Annotated in this window: 16 protein-coding genes; 12 read left to right on the top strand and 4 right to left on the bottom strand. The window is 71.7% G+C overall.

The window, feature by feature from the left end:
• Positions 1-36: 36 nt before the first annotated feature.
• A complete protein-coding gene (locus tag QA802_RS39325) occupies positions 37-1,212 on the bottom strand; it encodes a carboxylate-amine ligase (RefSeq protein WP_334535179.1) in 1,176 nt (391 codons plus the stop codon).
• 336 nt (positions 1,213-1,548) lie between these two features.
• A complete protein-coding gene (locus tag QA802_RS39320) occupies positions 1,549-2,271 on the bottom strand; it encodes a hypothetical protein (RefSeq protein WP_334533359.1) in 723 nt (240 codons plus the stop codon).
• Between the two features lie 521 nt (positions 2,272-2,792).
• Between QA802_RS39320 and QA802_RS39315 the strand changes: the two genes are divergently transcribed.
• The 3 genes from QA802_RS39315 to meaB are packed head-to-tail and all read left to right on the top strand — an operon-like array spanning position 2,793 to position 7,815.
• Positions 2,793-4,604 (top strand): methylmalonyl-CoA mutase family protein, encoded by a 1,812-nt coding sequence (locus QA802_RS39315; protein WP_334533356.1) that lies wholly within the window; start codon positions 2,793-2,795, stop codon positions 4,602-4,604.
• Entirely contained in the window at positions 4,604-6,790 is a 2,187-nt protein-coding gene (scpA, locus tag QA802_RS39310; RefSeq protein WP_334533353.1) for a methylmalonyl-CoA mutase, read from the top strand. Before QA802_RS39315 ends, scpA begins: the two co-directional genes overlap by 1 nt.
• 5 nt (positions 6,791-6,795) lie before the next feature.
• The gene (gene meaB, locus QA802_RS39305; RefSeq protein WP_334533350.1) at positions 6,796-7,815 is read left to right on the top strand and encodes a methylmalonyl Co-A mutase-associated GTPase MeaB; all 1,020 of its coding nucleotides are present in this window, start codon (positions 6,796-6,798) and stop codon (positions 7,813-7,815) included.
• Positions 7,816-7,819: 4 nt separating this feature from the next.
• Here the strand turns inward: meaB and QA802_RS39300 are convergent, their stop codons facing one another.
• Entirely contained in the window at positions 7,820-8,209 is a 390-nt protein-coding gene (locus tag QA802_RS39300) for a cupin domain-containing protein (RefSeq protein WP_334533347.1), read from the bottom strand.
• A gap of 237 nt (positions 8,210-8,446) precedes the next feature.
• Here QA802_RS39300 and QA802_RS39295 point away from each other — a divergent pair, with 237 nt between their 5' ends.
• Positions 8,447-8,761 carry a hypothetical protein gene (locus QA802_RS39295; protein WP_334533344.1) on the top strand — a complete coding sequence of 105 codons (315 nt, stop codon included), beginning with the start codon at positions 8,447-8,449 and terminating at the stop codon, positions 8,759-8,761.
• A gap of 93 nt (positions 8,762-8,854) precedes the next feature.
• Here the strand turns inward: QA802_RS39295 and QA802_RS39290 are convergent, their stop codons facing one another.
• On the bottom strand, positions 8,855-10,894 hold the full coding sequence (locus tag QA802_RS39290) for a glycoside hydrolase family 36 protein (RefSeq protein ID WP_334533341.1): 2,040 nt from the start codon (positions 10,892-10,894) through the stop codon (positions 8,855-8,857).
• 260 nt (positions 10,895-11,154) lie between these two features.
• Here QA802_RS39290 and QA802_RS39285 point away from each other — a divergent pair, with 260 nt between their 5' ends.
• From QA802_RS39285 to araD, 8 genes are all read left to right on the top strand, one after another.
• The gene (locus tag QA802_RS39285) at positions 11,155-12,225 is read left to right on the top strand and encodes a LacI family DNA-binding transcriptional regulator (RefSeq protein WP_334533338.1); all 1,071 of its coding nucleotides are present in this window, start codon (positions 11,155-11,157) and stop codon (positions 12,223-12,225) included.
• A gap of 158 nt (positions 12,226-12,383) precedes the next feature.
• Positions 12,384-13,700, top strand: a complete 1,317-nt coding sequence (locus QA802_RS39280) for an ABC transporter substrate-binding protein (RefSeq protein ID WP_334533335.1) — start codon at positions 12,384-12,386, stop codon at positions 13,698-13,700.
• 77 nt (positions 13,701-13,777) lie between these two features.
• The gene (locus tag QA802_RS39275; protein WP_319169193.1) at positions 13,778-14,734 is read left to right on the top strand and encodes a carbohydrate ABC transporter permease; all 957 of its coding nucleotides are present in this window, start codon (positions 13,778-13,780) and stop codon (positions 14,732-14,734) included.
• Positions 14,731-15,585, top strand: coding sequence for a carbohydrate ABC transporter permease (locus QA802_RS39270; protein ID WP_334533332.1), 855 nt, complete (start codon positions 14,731-14,733; stop codon positions 15,583-15,585). Before QA802_RS39275 ends, QA802_RS39270 begins: the two co-directional genes overlap by 4 nt.
• Before the next feature lie 101 nt (positions 15,586-15,686).
• On the top strand, positions 15,687-18,245 hold the full coding sequence (locus QA802_RS39265; protein ID WP_334533329.1) for a CBM35 domain-containing protein: 2,559 nt from the start codon (positions 15,687-15,689) through the stop codon (positions 18,243-18,245).
• A gap of 120 nt (positions 18,246-18,365) precedes the next feature.
• Positions 18,366-20,060, top strand: coding sequence for a ribulokinase (gene araB / locus QA802_RS39260; RefSeq protein ID WP_334533327.1), 1,695 nt, complete (start codon positions 18,366-18,368; stop codon positions 20,058-20,060).
• Between the two features lie 76 nt (positions 20,061-20,136).
• A complete protein-coding gene (gene araA, locus QA802_RS39255) occupies positions 20,137-21,654 on the top strand; it encodes an L-arabinose isomerase (RefSeq protein WP_319169196.1) in 1,518 nt (505 codons plus the stop codon).
• Between the two features lie 43 nt (positions 21,655-21,697).
• The gene (gene araD, locus QA802_RS39250) at positions 21,698-22,420 is read left to right on the top strand and encodes an L-ribulose-5-phosphate 4-epimerase AraD (RefSeq protein ID WP_334533322.1); all 723 of its coding nucleotides are present in this window, start codon (positions 21,698-21,700) and stop codon (positions 22,418-22,420) included.
• Positions 22,421-22,519: the final 99 nt, after the last annotated feature.

Genomic DNA, 22,519 nt, shown 5'->3' with positions numbered 1-22,519 from the left:
CGAGTACGCGGCGGCTCCATGGCGTTCATGAGCACGTCAGCGGCCTATGGCCTCCGGCAGTACTCGGCGCAGGACAGAGGAGCGGGAGCCGCCCACTGCGGACGGCCGGGACGGGTCGCGCCGTCCGCGGGGGCGTTCGCCTCGCGTCTCGGCGATGAGCATGTCGACGCAGGCCAGCAGGTCCTCGTCCTGTGCGGTACGGCGCATACGGCGGGCCGCGCTGCCCTCGGCGAGCGCCGACCGCGCCAGCGAGCGGACGGTGTCCCAGTCGCCGTGGGCCTCAAGCGCGGGACGGAGCCGGACGAGCATCTTGCGCAGGACCTGCGCCGCCGCTGCCTCCCGGTGCGTCTCGGGGTCCACGAGCGTGCCTTCGAGACCGGAACGGGCCGCGCGCCAGGTGGCGCCGCGCAGCCACTCGTGCCGTCCGGCACAGCCCGGCTCGCCGTGCGTGCGCAGCCGCTCGCGGGCCTCGGTCACCAGGGCGCGGAAGAGTCCGGCGATGAGCACCACGGTCTCCGCGCGCGGGCAGGCGTCGCACACGCGCAGTTCGAGGGTGCGCAGGTGGGAGGAGGGGCGTACGTCGTAATAGATCATCCCCGGGTCGCTGATGATCCCGGCGCGGACGAAGTCCTCCACCGCGGCGTCGTACTCGGCCGCGCTCGCGAAGCAGCCGGCGGGACCCGCGGTGGGCCAGCGCTGCCACACCAGGGTGCGCCAGCTCGCGTAGCCCGTGTCGGCCCCCTGCCAGAACGGGGAGCTCGCGGAGAGCGCCAGGAGTACCGGCAGCCAGGGCGACACCACGCACATGGCGCGTACGGCCGTGTCCCGGTCGGGCACGTCCACGTGGACCTGGGCGCCGCAGATGAGCTGCTCGTCGGCGATCCTGCGGTACTCCTCGGACATGTGCAGATAACGGGCGTCGGCGGTGGGGTGCGCGGAGGCGGCCGGCGCGAGGGGCGCGGTGCCCGCGGCCATCACCGCGAGACCGGACGAGGCGGCCGCCCCGTCGAGTCGCCGTCTCGTCTCGGTGAGATCGGCGTACAGGTCGTCCAGCGACGTGTGCACACCGCTGTTCGACTCGACCGTCGACTGATGCAGCTCGGTCGTGAAGGTCCGTTTGGGCAGGTGCTGCAGGACGGCCTCGGCGCGTGGCACCAGGAGCCCGCTCTCCACCTCCAGGACGTGGAACTCTTCCTCCACTCCGATACGCATACTCACGTTCACTCCTCGGGGTATGCCCGGACGCCCACGTGGAGGGCTGATCCTCCGGGTCGATGCCGGCGGCTGGCTGCGGAGACCAAGTTCCCCGCAGACCGGCACATAAGCCCAGTAGCGCACATTTGTTGCATATTATACTCAGATGGGCATAGTGACGCAGAAGATACTGTCTGCCGTCCGCCTGCCCGACGGTCGTGGCCGGACCGGCTCCGGCCCTAGGGACCCCTTGAACACCCCTTCCGCGCTCCGACGACAGGACCCGGCAGAACGCGCTGCGCCCCCGAGTACCCGAATTCACCCGAGCCCACCGTCACAGCCCCCACCCCCGTCTCACGCCCGCGGCACGCGACCCCGCCCCGCCCGCACGAGGACCTCGGCGCCGACCGGGGTGAAACCGGCGGCGAGAAACGCCCGCAGCGAGCGGGCGTTGCCCGGGGCGACGGCGGCGAAGACCGGTTCGTCCTCCTGGACCAGTGTGAGCGCGTCACCGAGCAGCGACCTGCCGCGTCCACGGCGTCCGCCGTCGTCGGGTGCGTGCAGTTCGATGCTCAGTTCGGTCCGGCCGGCGAGCCCCGCCGCCAGGGTGACCAGCCCCCGGTCGTCGCCGAAGACCCGGACGCCGCCGCGCAGCCGGCGGGCGTACCGCACGCGCGGGTGGTCGTCGGCCCCGCAGAGCGGTTGCAGCCGGGCGGCCCCGCCGGCGCCGCGGCGGACGAGCACGGCGTCGATCGACCCGATCCAGCCCGTGGGACCGGCGAGGGCGCGCAGGAAGTCCGGGCTCATCGAGCCGCCGAAGCCGTCGGGGCGCAGGGCGTGGACCGCCGGCGCGGTCAGCGCGGTGGCGACGACGGCGTGACCGGTGAACGCGACCGACGCCTCCAGCGGGCCGGACGGCGCGGGCAGGGCGGGCAGAACCGTGACGGCGCCGTCGGCGGGCGGGAAGCAGCCGTCGGCGGCGTCGAGGAGGTACGCGAGCAGCGGATGCGGCGCCGCGGACCCCGACCCGGGCTCGGGCTCGGGAGTCAGTGGCGGGGCCGCCCTGCGGGTCGTCACGTGGAGCGCCTCTCTGCCGGCGAAGAAGGGTCCGACGATTCGACCACGGCGGCAGTCGGCGCGCGGCAGCCCGCCGACGCTCGGGGCTCGGGGCTCGGGGCTCGGGCGGCGTACATGCAGGGATGTCCGGGCGATTCAGTGTCAGATCGCCTGGTCCGTGCGGGAGTTGAGCGACGGGACCGGGAGCCGGGGCGTCACGCGGCGGCGGTCAGGAAGCCAGAAGTCCTCGCCGCGGGTCGGGGCGAGCGGCGGTGAGCGGCGGAGCGGGCGGCTCCGCCGAAGTGGCGCCGGGCCGCCGCTGCAGCCTCGCTGGCGCGTCGCTGTAGCCGCCCCGGCGTCCGGTCCGGGGAACCGGCTTCGCACCATCGGCCGGGATCGGCCGTTTTGCCTGGTCACAGCCGGTCCGAGCCGGTTCGCCGCGTCGAGTCCCGGTGGAGCGGGGCAGGTCACAGCCGTGGCGAGGGAAAGGTCACAGCGATGCCCTCTGCTGCTCCTTCGTGTCTTGGGCCTAGCATCCGAGCATGACGGTCCTGCCTGACGACGGGCTCCAGCTGGCCGGCGAGTTCCCTGACGCCACCCACGAGCAGTGGCAGCGCCTCATCACAGGCGTGCTGCGCAAGTCGGGCAAGGACGTCGAGGGCGCTCAGGCCGAGGAAGCCCTGTCCACCGCCCTCGAGGACGGGTTGCGCACCCGCCCCCTCTACACCGCGCGCGACGCCGCGCCCGAGCACGGTCACCCCGGTTTCGCGCCCTTCGTGCGCGGCAGCCGGCCCGAGGGAAATGCCGTCGGGGGCTGGGACGTACGGCAGCGGCACACGGCGGACGACGACCGCGCCGTGCTCGCGGACCTGGAGAACGGCGTCACCTCCCTGTGGCTGGTGGCCGGCGAAGGCGGCATCCCGGTGTCGTCCCTCGACCGGGTCCTGGACGGTGTGCTTCTCGACCTGGCGCCGGTCGTCCTCGACGCGGGCGACCAGGTCGGGCCCGCCGCACGGGAGTTGCTGCGGCTGTTCGCGGAGCGGGGCGTCGCGAAGGACGCGGCGCGCGGCAATCTCGGCGCCGATCCCCTCGGTCACGAGGCCCGCACCGGGCGGCCGGTCGCGTTCGCCGCGGCCGCCGAACTCGCGCGGCTGTGCGCAAAGGAGTATCCGCAACTGCGGGCGCTCACCGTGGACGCGCTGCCGTACCACGAGGCCGGCGGCAGCGCCGCGCAGGAACTGGGCGCCTCGCTGGCCACCGGCGTCGGCTACCTGCGGGAGCTGACCGAGGCCGGGCTGAGCGTGGAACAGGCCTGCGGGCAGCTGGAGTTCCGCTACGCGGCGACCGCCGACCAGTTCCTCACGATCGCCAAGCTGCGGGCGGCCCGCCGGCTGTGGGCCCGGGTCGCCGAGGTGTCCGGGGCGCCCGGCGCCGGCGCGCAGATCCAGCACGTGGTGACCTCGCCGGTGATGATGTCGCGCCGCGACCCGTGGGTGAACATGCTGCGCACCACCATCGCCACGCTGGCCGCGGGGGCGGGCGGAGCGGACTCCGTCACCGTGCTGTCCTTCGACCACGCGCTCGGCCTGCCCGACGCGTTCGCGCGGCGCATCGCGCGCAACACCTCCACCATCCTCATCGAGGAGTCGCACCTGTCCCGGGTCGTCGACCCGGCGGGCGGCTCCTGGTACGTGGAACGGCTGACGGACGAACTGGCCCACGCGGGCTGGGAGTTCTTCCAGGGGATCGAGCGCGGCGGCGGCCAGGCGGCCGTGCTGCGCTCGGGACGCCTCGCGGAGGACCTCGCCGACACCTGGCGGGCGCGCAGCGGCCGGCTCGCCACGCGGCGCGAACCCGTCACCGGGGTCAGCGAGTTCCCGTTCCTCGCGGAGAAGCCGGTGCTGCGCGAGAGCGCCCCCGAACCACGCTCCGGCGGTCTGCCGCGGGTGCGCCGCGACGAGGCGTACGAGGCGCTGCGGGCGCGCTCGGACGCCCACCTCGCGGCGACCGGCTCCCGGCCGCGGATCTACCTGGCGGCGCTCGGTCCGGCCGCCGCGCACACCGCCCGGCTGACCTTCGCCGCGAACCTGTTCCAGGCCGGCGGCGTCGAGCCCGTCACCGAGGGCCCGTTCGAGGACAGCGGCGCCACGGAGGTCTGCCTGTGCTCGAGTGACGCCCTGTACGAAGAGCAGGCCGAGTCGGAGGCGGCCCGGCTGCGGGCCGCCGGCGCCTCGCACGTGTTCCTCGCCGGACGTCCCGGGCAGTACCCCGGGGTCGACGCGTACGTCTTCGCGGGCTGCGACGCCGTCGCCGTGCTGTCCGCCACCCTTGACCGCATGGGAGCTGTGTCCTGATGGCAATCCCCGACTTCACCGGGATCGAACTGGGGACCCCGGCCGCCGACGCCGGCGCCGACGAGTGGCGCACGGCCGTGAAGAGGGCGGCGGGCGGGGACGACCTGCTGTGGGAGACGCCCGAGGGCATCACCGTCAAGCCGCTGTACACCGGCCAGGACCTGGAGGGCCTGGACTTCCTGGACACCTACCCGGGCGTCGCCCCTTACCTGCGCGGCCCGTACCCGACGATGTACGTCAACCAGCCGTGGACGATCCGCCAGTACGCCGGCTTCTCCACCGCCGAGGAGTCCAACGCCTTCTACCGCCGCAACCTCGCGGCCGGCCAGAAGGGCCTGTCGGTCGCGTTCGACCTGCCGACGCACCGCGGCTACGACAGCGACCACCCGCGGGTGACCGGCGACGTCGGCATGGCCGGGGTGGCGATCGACTCGATCTACGACATGCGGCAGCTGTTCGACGGCATCCCGCTGGACAGGATGACCGTGTCGATGACGATGAACGGCGCGGTGCTGCCCGTGCTCGCGCTGTACATCGTCGCCGCCGAGGAACAGGGCGTGCCGCCCGAGAAGCTGGCCGGGACCATCCAGAACGACATCCTCAAGGAGTTCATGGTCCGCAACACCTACATCTATCCGCCGAAGCCGTCGATGCGGATCATCTCCGACATCTTCGCCTACACCTCGCAGCGGATGCCCCGCTATAACTCCATCTCCATCTCCGGCTACCACATCCAGGAGGCGGGCGCGACGGCCGACCTGGAGCTGGCATACACGCTCGCGGACGGCGTGGAGTACATCCGGGCGGGCCGTGCAGCGGGCCTGGACGTCGACGCGTTCGCGCCGCGGCTGTCGTTCTTCTGGGCGATCGGCATGAACTTCTTCATGGAGGTCGCCAAGCTGCGGGCGGCGCGCCTGCTGTGGGCGAAACTGGTGAAGCAGTTCGACCCGCAGAACAGCAAGTCGCTGTCGCTGCGCACCCATTCGCAGACCTCGGGCTGGTCGCTGACCGCGCAGGACGTCTTCAACAACGTCACGCGCACCTGCGTCGAGGCGATGGCGGCGACGCAGGGCCACACGCAGTCGCTGCACACCAACGCCCTCGACGAGGCGCTCGCGCTGCCGACCGACTTCTCGGCGCGCATCGCCCGCAACACGCAGCTGCTGATCCAGCAGGAGTCCGGCACCACGCGGGTGATCGACCCGTGGGGCGGCAGCGCCTACGTGGAAAGGCTGACGTACGACCTCGCGCGCCGGGCCTGGCAGCACATCGAGGAGGTCGAGGCCGCGGGCGGCATGGCCAAGGCCATCGACGCCGGCATCCCCAAGCTGCGCATCGAGGAGGCCGCCGCGCGCACGCAGGCCCGTATCGACTCCGGGCGCCAGCCGGTGATCGGCGTCAACAAGTACCGCGTCGACAGCGACGAGCAGATCGACGTCCTCAAGGTCGACAACTCGTCCGTGCGCGCCCAGCAGATCGAGAAGCTGCGCCGGCTGCGCGAGGAGCGGGACGACGTCGCGTGCCGGGCCGCCCTGGACGCGCTGACCCGGGCCGCGGGCGGCGAGGGCAACCTGCTGGAGCTGGCCGTCGACGCGGCCCGGGCGAAGGCCACCGTCGGCGAGATCTCCGACGCCCTGGAGAAGGTGTACGGCCGGCATGCGAGCCAGATCCGTACGATCTCCGGCGTGTACCGCAACGAAGCAGGGGAGTCGCCGTCCGTGGACCGCACCCGCGGCCTCGTGTCCGCGTTCGAGGAGTCCGAGGGGCGGCGGCCGCGCATCCTGGTCGCCAAGATGGGCCAGGACGGGCACGACCGCGGCCAGAAGGTCATCGCCACCGCCTTCGCCGACCTCGGCTTCGACGTCGACGTCGGCCCGCTGTTCCAGACCCCGGGCGAGGTGGCCCGTCAGGCCGTCGAGGCCGACGTGCACATCGTCGGGGTGTCGTCGCTGGCCGCCGGACACCTCACGCTGGTGCCGGCGCTGCGCGAGCAGCTCGCCGAAGAAGGACGCGAGGACATCATGATCGTCGTCGGCGGCGTCATCCCGCCGCAGGACGTGCCCACGCTCCTGGAGATGGGCGCCGCCGCCGTCTTCCCGCCCGGCACGGTGATCCCGGACGCCGCGTACGACCTGGTGAAGCGGCTGTCGGACGACCTCGGGCACGATCTCGGCGACGACCTCTGACGCCCATGGCCATCGACCTCGACACCTATGTGAAGGGCGTGCTCGACGGGAAGCGCGCGATCGTCGCGCGCGCCATCACCCTCGTCGAGTCAACCCGGCCCCAGCACCGGGCGCTGGCGCAGGAGTTGCTGACCGAGCTGCTCCCACACAGCGGCAGGGCCCGCAGGATCGGCGTCAGCGGGGTGCCGGGCGTCGGCAAGTCGACGTTCATCGACGCGTTCGGCACGCTGCTGACCTCGCGGGGCCACCGGGTGGCGGTGCTCGCCGTCGACCCGTCGTCCAGCCGGACCGGCGGCTCGATCCTGGGCGACAAGACCCGTATGGAGCGTCTCGCGGTGGATCCGGCGGCGTTCATCCGCCCCTCCCCCACCGCGGGCACCCTCGGCGGGGTCGCCAAGGCCACCAGGGAGTCGATCGTGGTGATGGAGGCGGCCGGCTACGACGTCGTCCTCGTCGAGACGGTCGGCGTCGGCCAGTCCGAGACCGCGGTCGCCAACATGGTCGACTCCTTCCTGCTGCTCACCCTCGCCCGCACCGGCGACCAGCTGCAAGGCATCAAGAAAGGCGTCCTGGAGCTGGCCGACGTCATCGCCGTGAACAAGGCGGACGGACCGCACGAGCGGGACGCCCGCGCCGCCGCCCGCGAACTGGCGGGCGCGCTGCGGCTGATGCACGGCAAGGACGCCGCGTGGGCGCCGCCCGTGCTGAGCTGCAGCGCCCGGGAGTCGTCGGGACTGGACACCGTCTGGGAGCGCCTGGAGCAGCACCGCGCGGTGCTGGACTCCACCGGACGTCTGGCGGCCAAGCGGCGCGACCAGCAGGTCGACTGGACGTGGACCATGGTCCGCGACGAACTCCTCGGCCGGCTGCACGCCGACCCGGCGGTGCGCGCCCTGGCCCCGGTCCTGGAACAGCAGGTCAGGGACGGCGGGCTGACGGCGACACTGGCCGCCGAACGCATCCTCGCGACCTTCACGGAAGGCGGCGGCCCGAGCGGATGGGCCGGCGGGGCGGGCGGGCGCTGAGAATTCAGTCCCGGTCGTCGGGGGCGGCGTCGGCGGTGGCCCGGTAGCCTGCGACCGACGGCCACCGAACGGTCAGGACGACGGACTCCTCCTCCGCGTACCAGGAATGGTCGACGCCCTTTCCCCACACGATGTAGTCGCCCTGCTCCGCCAGCACGACGCTGCGCCCGGGCAGCTCGACCCGGAAGCGGCCGCTGACGAGCACCAGCAGGGCGGTGCGCACTTCACCGCTCACCCACTTCACCCGCTCGTCGCCCCGCGGGTGGACGCCCCACTTGATCTCGACGTCCGCACTGTGCCGGGGATCGTGGGCGTCCTTGAAGTGGCCCAGCAGCCAGCCGTGGTCCAGCGCCGCGTCCTTGCCGGCGTTGCCCACGTACACGTTGTCACTCATGCGTCCGCAACGTAGCAGCCGCGACCGCACCCCATCGAGTCGCCCCGGACCGCCCGGCCTCGGCAGCGGCCCGGGCACCGACGGCGGCACCTGCACCGACACCGACGGCGGCCACGAGCCGGGCCCCGCCCCACCCCGCCGGAAACCGGAACCGTCTGCTCCCCGGGAGGCAGGGCACGCGGTGTCCATGACACAGGTGACACTCGCGCGTGCCCTGCCCGACGACCCGATCGGGTGGTGGATCTACCTGGGCACGTTTGTCCTGTACGCGGTCTCCCGCTGGTTCTTCGCCTGGCGGCAGGCCCGCCGGACGGCCACCCCGCGCGCGCCGCGCTGGCCGAGGACGATCCCCGGCCGGACGTGTCGGGCGGCTTCCGCTCCTACCGCCAGTTCTTCGGCTTCGTCGGCAGTGCCGTCGCCGTGCTCGCCGTCGCCGCGCTGACGGCGGGCCGGCTCCGCGTCGTCCTGCTGTGGGTCATCGTTCCGCTGCTGGTGACGGCGCTGTCGTACCTCGACTTCCGGCAGGCCCGCGCGGCACGCGCCGGGTCCTGACGCTCGACGAGGTCACCCGGGCCGCGCTCGGCGGCCGTTCCTCCGGGGCGGGCAGGTCCGTGGCACCGGCCTGCCCCCGTGGCGGGCACGGCCTCAGTGGGCGGCGTCGTCCCACCGCAGCAGCACGGCGGTGTCGGGGCGGGGCAGGTGGACGGTGAGGATCCCCGCGTCGGCGTCCCATCGGGCGCCGGCGTCGGACGGGTGCGGGTACAGCACCTCCGGTACCAGGCCGACGCCCCGCAGATGCGGCAGGGACAGGGCACGCCGCTCAAGGCCGGGGCCCCTGCGCCACACCGTCAGGAACGTGGATTCCGGGCCCCTCAGCCCGTGCGCGAGCCAGGAGTCCTCCCAGCCGGGCAGCCCGAGCGGCCAGAAGGGGTGGGCGGCGGCGATCTGCGGCCGGATTTCCTTGTACACCCCGATCGCCGAGCGCACGAGGGCGGACCGGTCGTCGTCCATGAGGTCGAGGAACCCCGAGAGGTGGACCCTGCCGAGGAGTGCGCCGGTGAGGGTGAAGGCGATCTCGTCGAGGCTGTGGTCCGGCTGGGGGTAGGCCCAGACCGCCGCCTGTTCGGGGGTGGCGGCGGTGGCGGCCGCGGCGGCGATCGGCGGATAGCGCAGGAAGTCCTGCTGGTCGCTGGTGGACTGCAGCTGTGTCACGGCCAGCTGCGCGTAGTCCATGCGCAGGCCGCCCGAACCGCAGTTCTCCAGGACGAGACGCGGGTGCCGGTCGAGCAGCGAGGCCATCCAGTCGAGGTGGGCGCGGTGGTGCCCGAGCAGTCCGGCGCCGGCGCTCTCGGGGCCGTCGCCGGCGCCGCCCTCCGTGCCGGGGCCGATGTTGATGTTGTAGTCGAGCTTGAGGTAGCCGACGCCCCAGTCGCCGACGAGCCGGTCGACGACCCGGTCGAGATGGGCGCGGGCGGCGGGGTGCCGCAGGTCCAGGTGGTGGCGTCCGTGTTCGGTGACGCGCACCCCGCCGCGCTGGAAGAACGCCTCGGGCGGCAGCGCCCGGGCCAGCGGGCTGCGCACGCCGACGACCTCGGGCTCCAGCCAGAGCCCCGGCGTCATACCGCGCTGCCGGATCGCGTCCAGGACCTCTCCGATACCGCCGGGGAAGCGGTCGGCGGCGGCTTCCCAGGCTCCCACCGCGTCCCACCAGCCCTGGGCGTCGTCGTCGTACCAGCCGGCGTCGATGACGAAGACCTCCGCGCCGGCGGCGGCCGCGGACTCGATCAGCGGCAGCAGCTTCTCGGTGGTGGGGTCGCCCATCAGGGTGTTCATGTAGTCGTTGTAGATCACCGGGAGCGCACGGTGGTCGGGGTGGTCGCGGCGGATGCCGCGGCGGTGGTCGGTGAGGATCCCGAAGGCTGCGTCCAGCCCGCCGCTCTCCGTGCGGACGAGGACGGCGGGCACGGTGTGGAACTCCTGGCCCGGCGCGAGGGTGTGGTGCCACTGGTGGTGGGCGTCGTCGGGGCCGAACAGCGCGACGTAGGCGGACCCTTCGCGCTCACCGGTCTCGAAGCGCCAGCCCGCGCTGGACTCGATCTGCCACAGCCACGCCCTGCCGTGCCGGTCGGTGAGGCCGGCGACGGGGAGGTGGCGGCCGGTGGACCAGCTGCCCTGCGAGTACCGCTCGAAGCAGCCGCGGCCCTCGTGGCCGTGGGCGGACCGGCTCAGCGGGACCACCCGGTCCCGGAAGGGGGCCTGCCGCCAGCGGCATTCGGCGAGCCAGTCGTTGTCGGCCCAGTGCAGGGTGAGGCCGTCGAGCGATCCGTCGGCGTCGGCGATGCCGCCGAGGGTGAGCGTGGTCACGCTCTCCAGCCGCAGCGGCGCGTCGCCCTCGTTGACCAGGCGCACCCGGGCCCGCAGGAAACCGGCGCCGGGGACCGCCGCGCTCCCGCCCGCCTCCAGGGTGATGTGGGCCGCGAGGCCGGTCACCGGGTCCGAGAGCCGGATCGTGGTGCGTTCCCGGCCGTCCTCGTGGACCGTCTCGTGACCGCGGTAGGTCAGGCGTTCGCCTATGGACGTCTCGACGAAGCGTTCGCCGGACCACTGGCGTCCGTGGCCGGTGGCGGTCACCTCGACGAGGGGGACCAGGCAGGCCCGGTCCTGGTCGGGTCTGCCCAGTCGCACCGATCCCCGGCGTCCACCACGGCGTGCAGTCCGAGTTCCGGACGGGACCAGATACGGGACCTCGCGTCTGTCGCGACGGCAGTGGTCAAGGCAGTTTCCCCTTCCGGGACGGTTCGGTCCTGCGGTGGTTCTCGTGGGCGCTGAACTGGAGATCCGCGCCGGTCGGGTGACGGGTTCGCCGCGCCGGCCGGAGTGACCGGGCGGTGATTCCCTGGTTTCAATCCCTTGACGCGCACGTTGTGACCGCTCACAATCCTCGCATGTCAGTGACCGGTCACACAAGCTTCGGCAGCCGGGCCGATCGCCCTCCAGGGCAGCAGAAGGCCGCCAGCATTCGCGACGTCGCCCGGGCGGCGGACGTCTCCTACCAGACCGTCTCGAGGGTCATCAACAGCCACCCGAGCGTGCGAGACGAGACGCGCAAGCGTGTGCAGGAAGCCATCGACGCCCTGGGCTTCCGGCGCAACGCCACCGCGTTCGCGCTGGCCAGGGGCGTCACCCGGTCGGTCACCGTCCTCACGTCGGACACCCTCCTGCACGGCTACGCGGCCACCCTGCAAGGCATGGAGGAGGCGTCGCGGGCGGCGGGCTTCACGCTCGGCGTGCGGCTGCTGACCCCCGAGGACGACCTGGACCAGACGATCGCGGCGGCCGCCGACACCGGTGGCGGGCTCGTGGTGATCGGCTACGACCGCCTCGGCGCCGCCGCCCTGGACCGGGTGCCGGCGCAGGTGCCCTGCGCGGCGGTGGTCGAGGCGCCGCCGCCGGGCCGGACACCCCGCCGGCCGGCGGTGTGGGCGGACGACCGCGCCGCGGCCCGTGCCGCCACCGACCATCTGCTGGCGCTCGGGCACACGACGGTGCACTATGTGGCGATTCCCGCCTCGACCGGAACCCGGCGCTCGGCGGGACCCCGCGCCGAAGGATGGCGTCAGGCGCTGAAAGCGGCCGGGGTCGAGGCTCCCGCACCGTCCGGCAGGGGCTGGGACGCCCAGGCCGGATACGAGGCCGGGCGGAAGCTCGCCCAGAACCCGGCGGTCACCGCGATCCTGTGCGGCAACGACGACCTGGCCCTCGGCGTCCTGCGCGCGCTGCACCACGCGGGACGACGGGTCCCCGAGGACGTCAGCGTCATCGGCTTCGACGACGCCCCGCACTCCGCCTTCGTCACCCCGTCCCTGACCACGGTCCGCATGGACTTCCAGGGACTGGGCCGCGCCGCCTTCGGGCTGCTGCGCGGCCAACTCGACAGCGACCGGCCGCCCACGGTGCCGGCCCCGGTCGAGACCACCCTCGTCCTCCGCGAGAGCTCGGGGCCCAGAACCGCATGAGTTGACGGGACCGACGGGACCTTCGCGCCCGCCGCACCCGACAGCCGCTCACCACGCACCGCTCACCGCTCACCGCGGTGTCACCAGCCGTCTCCGCTTCGCCCGTCTCCGCTTTGCCCGCCCCACCCCGCCCCTTCCGCACCACCAAGGATCACGCCATGAGAAGAGCCCTCTCCGTCCTTGCCACCGCCTGTGTCCTCGGGCTGACGGCGACCGCCTGCAGCGACAGCACCGCCGGTTCCTCCCCCGGCGCCGCGCCCGAGGGGTCGGTCGACCCCACCGCGAGCCTCAAGGGCGTCGAGCTGACGATGTGGGTCGCGCAGAACAGCGTCGCGCAGCCCAAGCAGGCCATCGAGGCGTTCGAGAAGGCCACCGGCGCCAAGATCACCACCCAGGTGATCCCCGACCCCTACGAGTCGAACGTGCCCACCAAGCTGGCCTCCGGCGACAAGCCGGACCTGATGTTCTGGCAGCCCACCGGCAGCACGCTGCCGTTCGTCCAGCCGGCGAAGAACCTGCTGCAGCTGGACAAGGAGGACTGGGTCTCCAAGCTCGGCAAGACGGAGCAGAGCCTCGGCCAGGTCGACGGCCACCGTTACGCGGCGATCGTCACGAGCCCGGCCGTGCTCGGCGTGTACTACAACAAGGACGTCTTCGCGAAGGCCGGCATCACCGCGATGCCCACCAGCTACGACGACATGCTCGCCACCGCCGCGACGATCAAGGCGAAGGTCCCGGGCGTGGCCCCGTTCTTCGAGGTCGGCGGCGACAAGTGGCCCCTGCAGTGGCAGGTGCAGGCGCAGATGACGGATCTGCCGCAGTCGTTCTGGGACGACCTCAACAAGAACAAGGAGTCCTGGACCGACAAGACGATCGTCGACGCGATCACCAAGTACAAGACGAAGATCCTCGACGGCGGGCTGGCCCAGAAGAACTACCGGACGGGCACGTTCGTCGACCAGGGCAAGGCGATCATGGACGGCACGGCCGCGATGGCCCTGAACGTCACCTCGCTGCAGTCCGAGATCCAGGCCACCTCCAGCACCGCGGAGATGGACAAGAAGCTGGGCTGGTTCCCGATCGCCAACAGCAAGGCCAACGCCGAGTACTCGCCCGACCAGACCAACGGCGTGGTCGCCTTCAACACCGGGGACACCAAGCGGCAGAACGCCGCCCGGCAGTTCCTGTCCTTCTGGCTCGGCCCGAACTACCCCGCGTACATCACGGCCAACAAGCTGGTGTCCGTGGAGCCGTCCGTGCCCAACCCCGACGGGCTGCCGCAGACGGCGATCGCCCAGGCCAAGGCGCTGTCCACGGCGACGGGCGTCTTCCAGGTCAACGCGCTGACCGCGCCGGACATGCACCTGGCCCTCGCCGACATGATCTACGGCAAGAAGACGCCCCAGCAGGTCGCCCAGGCCGCCCAGGACCAGTTCCAGCAGGTCCTCAAGGCCCGCGGCATCTCCGGCTTCTGACCGGCGCTTTTCACCAAGCCCGTCCCCCGGGCCGCCCGTCGGCGGCGCGCCCGGGGCCCGTACCGGAGGTAAGAAAGATGGTGGACACCGCCACCATGGACGTCAGCGCCAGTCCCAAGGCGAAGGACCGGGACCGTCCGTCCCGGAAGGGCGGGCGAGGGCGCCCCCTCAGGAAACCCGACCAGCCGTGGTGGTTCGCGCTGCCGGCGCTCGCCGTGTTCGGCATGTTCTTCCTGCTGCCGAACCTGCTGAACTTCGTCTACCCGTTCACCGACTGGTCGGCGTTCCACCCGCAGATCGGGTTCGCGGGGCTGTCGAACTTCGACGCCATCCTGCACGACGGGTCGCTGGCGCGGGACATCCGCATCACGGTGGAGTACGCGGTCCTGGTGGCCGTCTTCCAGAACGGCTTCGGTCTCGGTCTCGCCCTGCTGCTGGAGCGTGACACCCGCTTCAACCGCTTCTTCCGCGCCGTCTTCTTCCTCCCGGTGCTGATCTCCGCCCTGGCCGTCGGCTACATCTTCCGGGCCCTGCTGGCCCAGGACGGAGCGCTCAACGGCATGCTCTCGTCGCTGGCCGGCCACCCGGTGGACACACCCTGGCTGGGTTCGACGACCTGGACGCTGCTGGTGGTGACGCTGATCCACGGGTGGAAGTGGATGGGCCTGGCCATGCTCGTCTACCTGGCGGGCCTCAAGAGCATGCCCGGCGACGTCCTGGAGGCCGCGCGCATCGACGGCGCCGGCAGTTGGCGCACCTTCTGGTCGATCCGCTTCCCGCTGCTGGCCCCCGCGGTGACGTTCAACGTGACCACCGCGCTGATCGGCTCCATGAACACCTTCGACATCGTCCAGGCCACCACCGCGGGCGGCCCCGGCAGCGAGACGGAAGTCTTCAACATCTACATGTTCCGTGTCTTCGGCCAGGGGCTGTACGCCCAGGCGTCCGCGATGAGTTTGGTGCTCTTCCTCATCGTCGTCGTCCTCGCCGTGCCCGTCATCGTCGGCCTGCGCCGAAGGGAGAACAACCAGTGACCGCCGTCACCGCCTTCGCGCCGGCACATCGACGCCCCCTGCGCTGGGTGCAGCCCGTGGCCGTCCTCGTCATCGCGGCCGTCGCCATCGGCATCCCGCTCTGGCTGGTGGCGGTCACCTCGGCCAAGCCCCAGGCCGAGGCGATCAAACCCAACCTGTCGCTGCCGCACCACGTGCAGGCCGGCGAGAACTACCGACAGGCCTTCGACCAGGGCAAGATCATCCAGGGTTTCGTCAACAGCCTGCTGGTCGTGGTCCCCTCCGTCGTCCTGGTGCTGCTGCTGGGCGCCGGCGCCGCCTGGGTCTTCGCCCGGCGCACCGGACGTCTGGCCGGCACGCTGTACGCGCTGAGCATCAGCGGACTGCTGCTCCCGCCGGCCGTCATCACCATCGTGATGGAGCTGCGTCAACTCGGCCTGGCGGGCACCCAGCTCGGCATGATCGCGGTCTACACGGGGATGTACCTCTCCACGTCGATCTTCTTCATGACCGGTTTCATCCGCAGTCTCCCCGAGGAGCTGGAGGAGGCCGCCCGCATGGACGGCGCCGGCCCGGTCCGGGTCTTCTTCCAGGTCATCCTGCCGCTGCTGCGCCCGGTCATCGCCACCGCGACGATCATGGTGATGCTGTTCGCCTGGAGCGACGTGTTCTACGCGTTCTTCGTCCTCGGCGGCGGCGACAAGGCCACCCTCCCGCTCAACCTGTACCAGGTCGCCAACGCGCAGCTGTACCTGAACAACTGGCATCTCATCTTCGCCTACGTCGTGATGATGAGCCTGCCGATGGTGGCGGTCTTCGTCGTCGCCCAGCGCCGGGTCGTCGCCGGCATCACCAGCGGCGCCGTCAAGTAACCCCTCCCCCGACCCCCGGGGCGCGCCTCCCCGCGCGCCCCGGTCCGCCCCAGGTTCCATCCACGATCCTCCCGCAGCGACGCGGGAGGCGGAGGACATCCATGCCTCGTAGCGCACGCAGATCACCGAAGGCCCGCCGCCTCATGGGCTCGGTCGCCTTCAGCGCCGTCCTGGCCGGCACGGCCCTGACCGGTCCGGTCGCCCACGCGGCCGGCCCGCAGGTCACCGTCGACCTGGGCCGCACCACCGGCGCCGTGATGCACGGCGCCAACGGGACGCTGTACGGCCTGAGCGACGTCGGCGTCCCCGGTGACGAACTGGTCACCCCGCTGCACATGACGACCGTCGTGCAGAAGCCGCAGGGCGGGGCGCAGCACCCCAACGGCGACGCGCTGACGGTCAAGCCCGGCTTCGACCGCGCCGGCGGCGGCGACGTCTACGTCTACATGCAGGACGACTACGTCCAGTGGCCCTACGAGAACCTGGGGCTGGCCGACTACCTGACCAGGGTCGACAGGATGGTCCGCGAGGTCGCCGCCCGTCCCGACGCGGACGATGTCGTGTGGGTGCCGTTCAACGAACCCAACGGCAACTGGTACCCGGGGCTGGGTAGTTCGAACAGCGCCACGTACGCGGCCGCGCTCAACAGCTTCAAGAGCGACTGGACCACCGTCTACCGCAGGATCCGGTCGATCATCCCGGACGCCAGGATCGCCGGGCCCAACGAGACGCACTACGACGCCCGCCTCATGGGCGACTTCTACCCGTGGGCGAAGGCCAACGACGTCCTGCCGGACATCACCACCTGGCACGAGCTCGACCCCGGCTCGCTGTCGAGCTTCGAGTCCACGCTGGCCGCCTACCGGGCCCTGGAAGCCTCTGCGGGCATCCCCGGGCTGCCGGTCAGCGTCAACGAGTACGGCAACCGGCGTGACCAGTCGGTGCCGGGTCAGATGATCCAGTGGATGTCCATGTTCGAGCGGAACAAGGTCTACGCCGACCAGGCGTACTGGAACATCGCCGGAAACCTCAACGACAACGCGGTGCAGACGAACATCCCCAACGGCACCTGGTGGCTGCTGCGCTGGTACGCGGGGCTCACCGGCCAAACCGTCCAGCTCACCCCGCCTCAGTCCAACACCATCGACACCGTCCAGGGCATCGCGTCGCTGGACACCGGCCGCAAGCAGGCCCAGGTGCTGCTCGGCGGCACCTCCGGGTCCGTCGACACCGTGATACGGCACGTGCCGGCCTCGTTCGGCAAGAAGGTCGACGTCACGGTCGAGCGCACCGCGTGGAGCGGTTACGAGGGCGCGGCCGCCGCACCCGCCGTGGTGTCCCGCACCACGGCCACCGTGGCCAAGGACGGCAGCGTCACCGTGCCGCTGACCGGCCTGGACGCCATGTCCGCCTACCGCATCACGGTGAACCCGGCCGGCAGCGGCAAGCCCGCCGCGGCGAGCCTGCCCTGGTCGGCGACGTACGAGGCGGAGAACGCGGCGATCACCGGCGGCACGGTCTACTCGCAGGGCTCGCGCTCCAACCCCTACGGCTTCGCCACCTCGGGCACCAAGGACGTCGGCAGCCTGAACCAGCCGACCAGCAAGGTCGCCTTCACCGTCGACGTCCCGCGCACCGGCGTGTACGACCTGGACGTCTTCTACGGCAACCAGTCCGGCGGCCCCGCCACCCACACCCTCACGGTGGACGGCGCTCCCGCCGGGACCCTCACCTACGGGTCCACCCTGAACTGGACCTACCGCGCCAAGGCGAGCGTCCCGGTCACCCTCACCGCCGGACAGCACACGCTGACCCTGGCCAAGGGCACGAACGAGGTCACCCTCGACAAGATCGACCTCACGGCGGCCACCGCACCGGACGCCGTCTACCCGGCGACCTACGCCGACATCAGCGGCTCCCCCTCCTACGACTACTCCGCCTCGGGCGTCAGCGGCGCCGGCGCCCTGGTGCTGGACCGCGGCGACAAGGCGGCCTTCGACGTCTACGCGCCGGCCGACGGCTACTACACCGTGCACGCCGACTACTCCTCCACCGGCGACAGCACCCTGAGCATGGACGGCGCCACCGCCGTCACCCTCCCCGCCACCCGGGGCCGCGTCACCGACAAGGCGCTGCGGCTGTACCTGTCGGCGGGCAACAACCGCATCACCGCCGCCCCGGCCGGCAATGCCTGCCTCACCCTGCGGGACCTGCGCGTCACCGGCGGCGCCGACACCACGGGCATCACCTCGTACGAGGCCGAGGACGCCACCCTCGCCGGGACCGCGGACGTCTCCGGCAACACCTGGTCCTCGGGCGGCAAGTACGTCGGCCACATCGGCCTGGGCGCCGCCAACACCCTCACCTTCCAGGTGAAGGCCCCCGCGGCCGGGCGCTACGTGATGAACGTGCGCTATGCGAACAACGAGGTCGCCGGCTCCGGGAACTACAACACCAACGTCATCTCCAGGGCGGCGGACATTTCGGTGAACGGCACCACGAACACGGTGATGTTCCGCAACTCCTACAGCTGGTCCAACTTCTGGGACCTGCCGGTCCCGGTCACCCTGAAGGCCGGCGTCAACACCGTCACCTTCGCAAATTCCAGCAAGTACGCGCCCGACATCGACAAGGTGACCGTCGCGCCGCTCAACGGCTGACATCACCCCGGCCGGGGTCTTCATGGGCCCCGGCCTTCCCCATCCTCCACACCACCGGTTACCTTTCCCCTATCCGCAATACCGAACGTTGATTGTCATACCGAACAGAAGGGCGGTCCGGTGGTGAACGCCGAGATCCAGGACGAGCGCGGGGAAGAGTCCCGTCCCGACACCTATGTCATCGGAGTCGACTACGGCACGCTGTCCGGGCGGGCCGTGGTGGTCCGGGTCTCCGACGGCGCCGAGCTCGCCGCGTCCGAGCACGCGTACACGCACGCCGTGCTCGACCGGGAGCTGCCCGACGGGACCTCGCTGCCGCCGGACTGGGCGCTGCAGGTGCCCAGCGACTACATCGACGTCCTGCGCATCGCGGTGCCCGAGGCGCTGGCCCGCTCGGGAGTCCGCCCCGAGCAGGTGGTGGGGATCGGCACGGACTTCACCGCGTGCACGATGGTGCCGACGCTCGCCGACGGCACCCCCCTGTGCGAGCTGCCGGAGCTCGCCGGCCGTCCGCACGCCTACGTCAAGCTGTGGCGTCACCACGCCGCCCAGGCCCAGGCCGACCGCATCACGGCGCTGGCCGCCGAGCGCAAGGAGCCGTGGATCAAGCGCTACGGCGGCAAGATCTCCTCGGAGTGGGAGTTCGCGAAGGCGCTGCAGCTCCTCGAGGAGGACCCGGAGATCTACGCCCGCACCGAGCGCTGGGTGGAGGCCGCGGACTGGATCGTCTGGCAGCTGTCCGGCACCTACGTCCGCAACGCCTGCACCGCCGGCTACAAGGGCCAGCTGCAGGACGGCGTCTACCCGTCGCCGGAGTACCTCGCGGCGCTCAACCCCGACTTCGCCGACTTCGTGACGACCAAGCTGGAGCACCCGATCGGGCAGCTCGGCGATCTGGCGGGGCGGCTGACCGCCGAGGCGGCGGCCTGGACGGGCCTGCCCGAGGGCATCGCCGTGTGCGTCGGCAACGTCGACGCACACGTGACGGCGCCCGCCGCGACCGCGGTGGAGCCGGGCCGGATGGTGGCCATCATGGGCACCTCCACCTGCCACGTCATGAGCTCCGACCAGTGGGCCGAGGTGCCGGGCATGTGCGGCGTCGTCGACGGCGGCATCCTGCCGGGCCTGTGGGGCTACGAGGCCGGGCAGAGCGGCGTCGGCGACATCTTCGGCTGGTTCGTGCGCACCGGCTTCCCGGCGTCGTACGCCGAGGAGGCGGCCGCGCTGGGACGCGACGCGCACCAGCACCTCACCGCGCTCGCGGCCGAGCAGAAGATCGGCGAGCACGGACTGATCGCACTGGACTGGCAGAGCGGCAACCGCTCCGTCCTGGTCGACCACGACCTCAGCGGCATCATCGTGGGCCTGACGCTGTCCACCCGTCCCGAGGACGTCTACCGGGCGCTGCTGGAGGCCACCGCCTTCGGCACCCGCACCATCATCGAGGCCTTCGAGAACTCCGGCGTGCCGGTGCGCGAGCTGATCATCGCGGGCGGTCTGACGAAGAACGCGCTGCTGATGCAGATCTACTCCGACGTCACCCGCCTGCCCCTCGGCGTCATCGACTCGACGCAGGGACCGGCCCTCGGCGCGGCCATGCACGCGGCGGTCGCGGCCGGCTCGTACCCGGACATCAGGGCCGCCGCCCACGCCATGGGCAAGGCCCGTCCGGCGGTCTACCAGCCCGACCCCGAGCGGGCGGCGGCCTACGACCGCCTGTTCGCCGAGTACCGGGAGCTTCACGACTACTTCGGACGCGGCGCCAACGAGGTCATGCACCGTCTGCGCCGTATCCGGGCCGAGGCATCCGTCTGAACCCGTCGTCCCCCTGCGCGGTGAACGTCACCGCCTTCTGATCTGTGGTCATCATTCCCGAAAGGAAACGTCCGACATGGAAGCCAACGCCACGCCCTACCCCGACCACGAGGTCTGGTTTCTCACCGGCAGCCAGGGCCTGTACGGCGACGACGTGCTGCAGCAGGTGGCCGAGCAGTCCCGGAGCATCTCCGAGACGCTGGGTCACCCGGGCGAGATCCCGGTCCGGATCGTGTGGAAGCCGGTCCTGACCGACGCCGACGCGATCCGGCGGATGTGCCAGGAGGCCTCGGCCTCCGACACCTGTGTGGGCGTGATCGTGTGGATGCACACCTTCTCCCCCGCCAAGATGTGGATCGCCGGACTCAGCGCCCTCGACCGGCCGCTGCTGCACCTGCACACCCAGTACAACCTGTCGCTGCCCTGGCCCAGCATCGACATGGACTTCATGAACCTCAACCAGGCCGCCCACGGCGACCGCGAGTTCGGCCACATCGAGTCCCGCGTCGGCGTCGACCGCAAGATCGTCGCCGGTCACGCCACCGACCCCCGCGTCGTGGGCCGCGTCGCCGCCTGGGCCCGCGCCGCCGTCGGCCGCCACACCGCCCGCACCCTGCGGCTGGCCCGCTTCGGCGACAACATGCGTGACGTCGCCGTCACCGAGGGCGACAAGGTCGAGGCCCAGCTGCGGTTCGGGTTCTCCGTCAACACCTACGGCGTCAACGACCTCGTCGCCGTCGTCGACGCCGTGTCGGACAAGGACGTCGCCGAACTCGCCGCCGAGTACACCGACTCCTACGACGTCGCCGAGGCCCTGCGCCCGGGCGGCGACCAGCACGACTCCCTGCTGTACGCGGCCCGCATCGAAGCCGGCCTGCGCGCCTTCCTCACCGAGGGCGGCTTCACCGCCTTCACCACCAACTTCGAGGACCTCGGCGGCCTGCGCCAGCTGCCCGGCATCGCCTGCCAGCGCCTCATGGCCGACGGTTACGGCTTCGGCGGCGAGGGCGACTGGAAGACCTCGGCCCTGCTGCGCACGGTGAAGGTCATGGGCGCCGGCAGCCCCGGCGGCACCAGCTTCATGGAGGACTACACCTACCACCTCGGCCCCGGCAAGCCGTGCGTGCTCGGCGCCCACATGCTCGAGGTGTGCCCCTCCATCGCCGCCGGCCGCCCCAGCGCCGAGATCCACCCCCTCTCCATCGGCGGCCGCGAGGACCCCGTCCGCCTGGTCTTCGACGCCGCCGAGGGCCCGGCCGTCGTCGTCGGTCTCTCCGACCTCGGCGACCGGTTCCGGCTGACCGCGAACGTCGTCGACGTCATCTCCCCGAGCGAGCCGCTGCGCCGCCTGCCGGTGGCCCGTGCCGTGTGGGAGCCCCGCCCCTCGCTCGCCGAGTCCGCGGAGAGCTGGCTGCTCGCCGGCGCCCCGCACCACACCGTGCTCAGCTCGGCCGTGAGCGTGGAGACCCTGACCGACTACGCCGCCATGACCGGCGTCGAGCTCCTCACCATCGACGAGAACACCCGCACCGACCAGTTCGCCAAGGAAGTCCGCTGGAACGCGGCCTACCACCGTCTCGCCCAGTCGCTGTGAGGGCGGACACCGTGGCTCTGATCCGTACGCAAGGAGGAAGCCGATGACCGCACGAGTGCGCGACGGTCTGCGGCAAGAGGTGCTGGACGCCAACCTGACCATCCCTCAGGTCGGCCTGGCGACGCTGACCTGGGGCAACGTCAGCGGCGTCGATCGGGAGGCGGGCGTCTTCGTCATCAAGCCGTCCGGGGTCCCCTACGAGGACCTCGGTCTCGACGACCTGGTGACCGTGCGCCTGTCCGACGGCGCGGTCGTCGACGGGCATCTGCGGCCCTCCACCGACACCGAGACCCACCGCTGCCTCTACCTCGCCTTCCCCTCCATCGGCGGCGTCACCCACACCCACTCCACCCGCGCCGTCGCCTTCGCCCAGGCCCGCCGTGACATCCCGGTGCTCGGCACCACCCACGCCGACACCTTCAACGGCCCGATCCCGGTGACCCCGGACCTCACGGCCGAGCAGTGCGCGAAGGACTACGAGTACAACACCGGGCGGGTCATCGTGGACCTGCTCGAGGAGGACGACCAGCGGGCGGTCGAGGTGCCCGCGGCCCTGGTGGCCAACCACGGCCCGTTCACCTGGGGGGCGAGCGCCCGCAAGTCACTCGAGCACGCCATCATCTGCGAAGCCGTCGCCGACATCGCGCTGCACACCTTCGCGCTGTCCCCGACGGCCCCGCCGCCGCCCCACCTGCTCAACCGCCACTACACCCGCAAGCACGGCCCCGACGCCTACTACGGCAACCCGGCGGCCACGTCTTCCTGACCGACGGGTCGGCCGGCCGGTCAGGTCCACCCTGGCCGACCGGCCGACCCGTTTCCTAATATATCTGTCGTACGAACACCGGTCCCCGTCACTCACGTC

It is taken from the genome of Streptomyces sp. B21-105, from assembly GCF_036898465.1.
GTDB lineage: Bacteria > Actinomycetota > Actinomycetes > Streptomycetales > Streptomycetaceae > Streptomyces.
The sequence above is the reverse complement of the archived record's forward strand: the minus strand, read 5'-3'. Positions and strand labels throughout refer to the sequence as shown.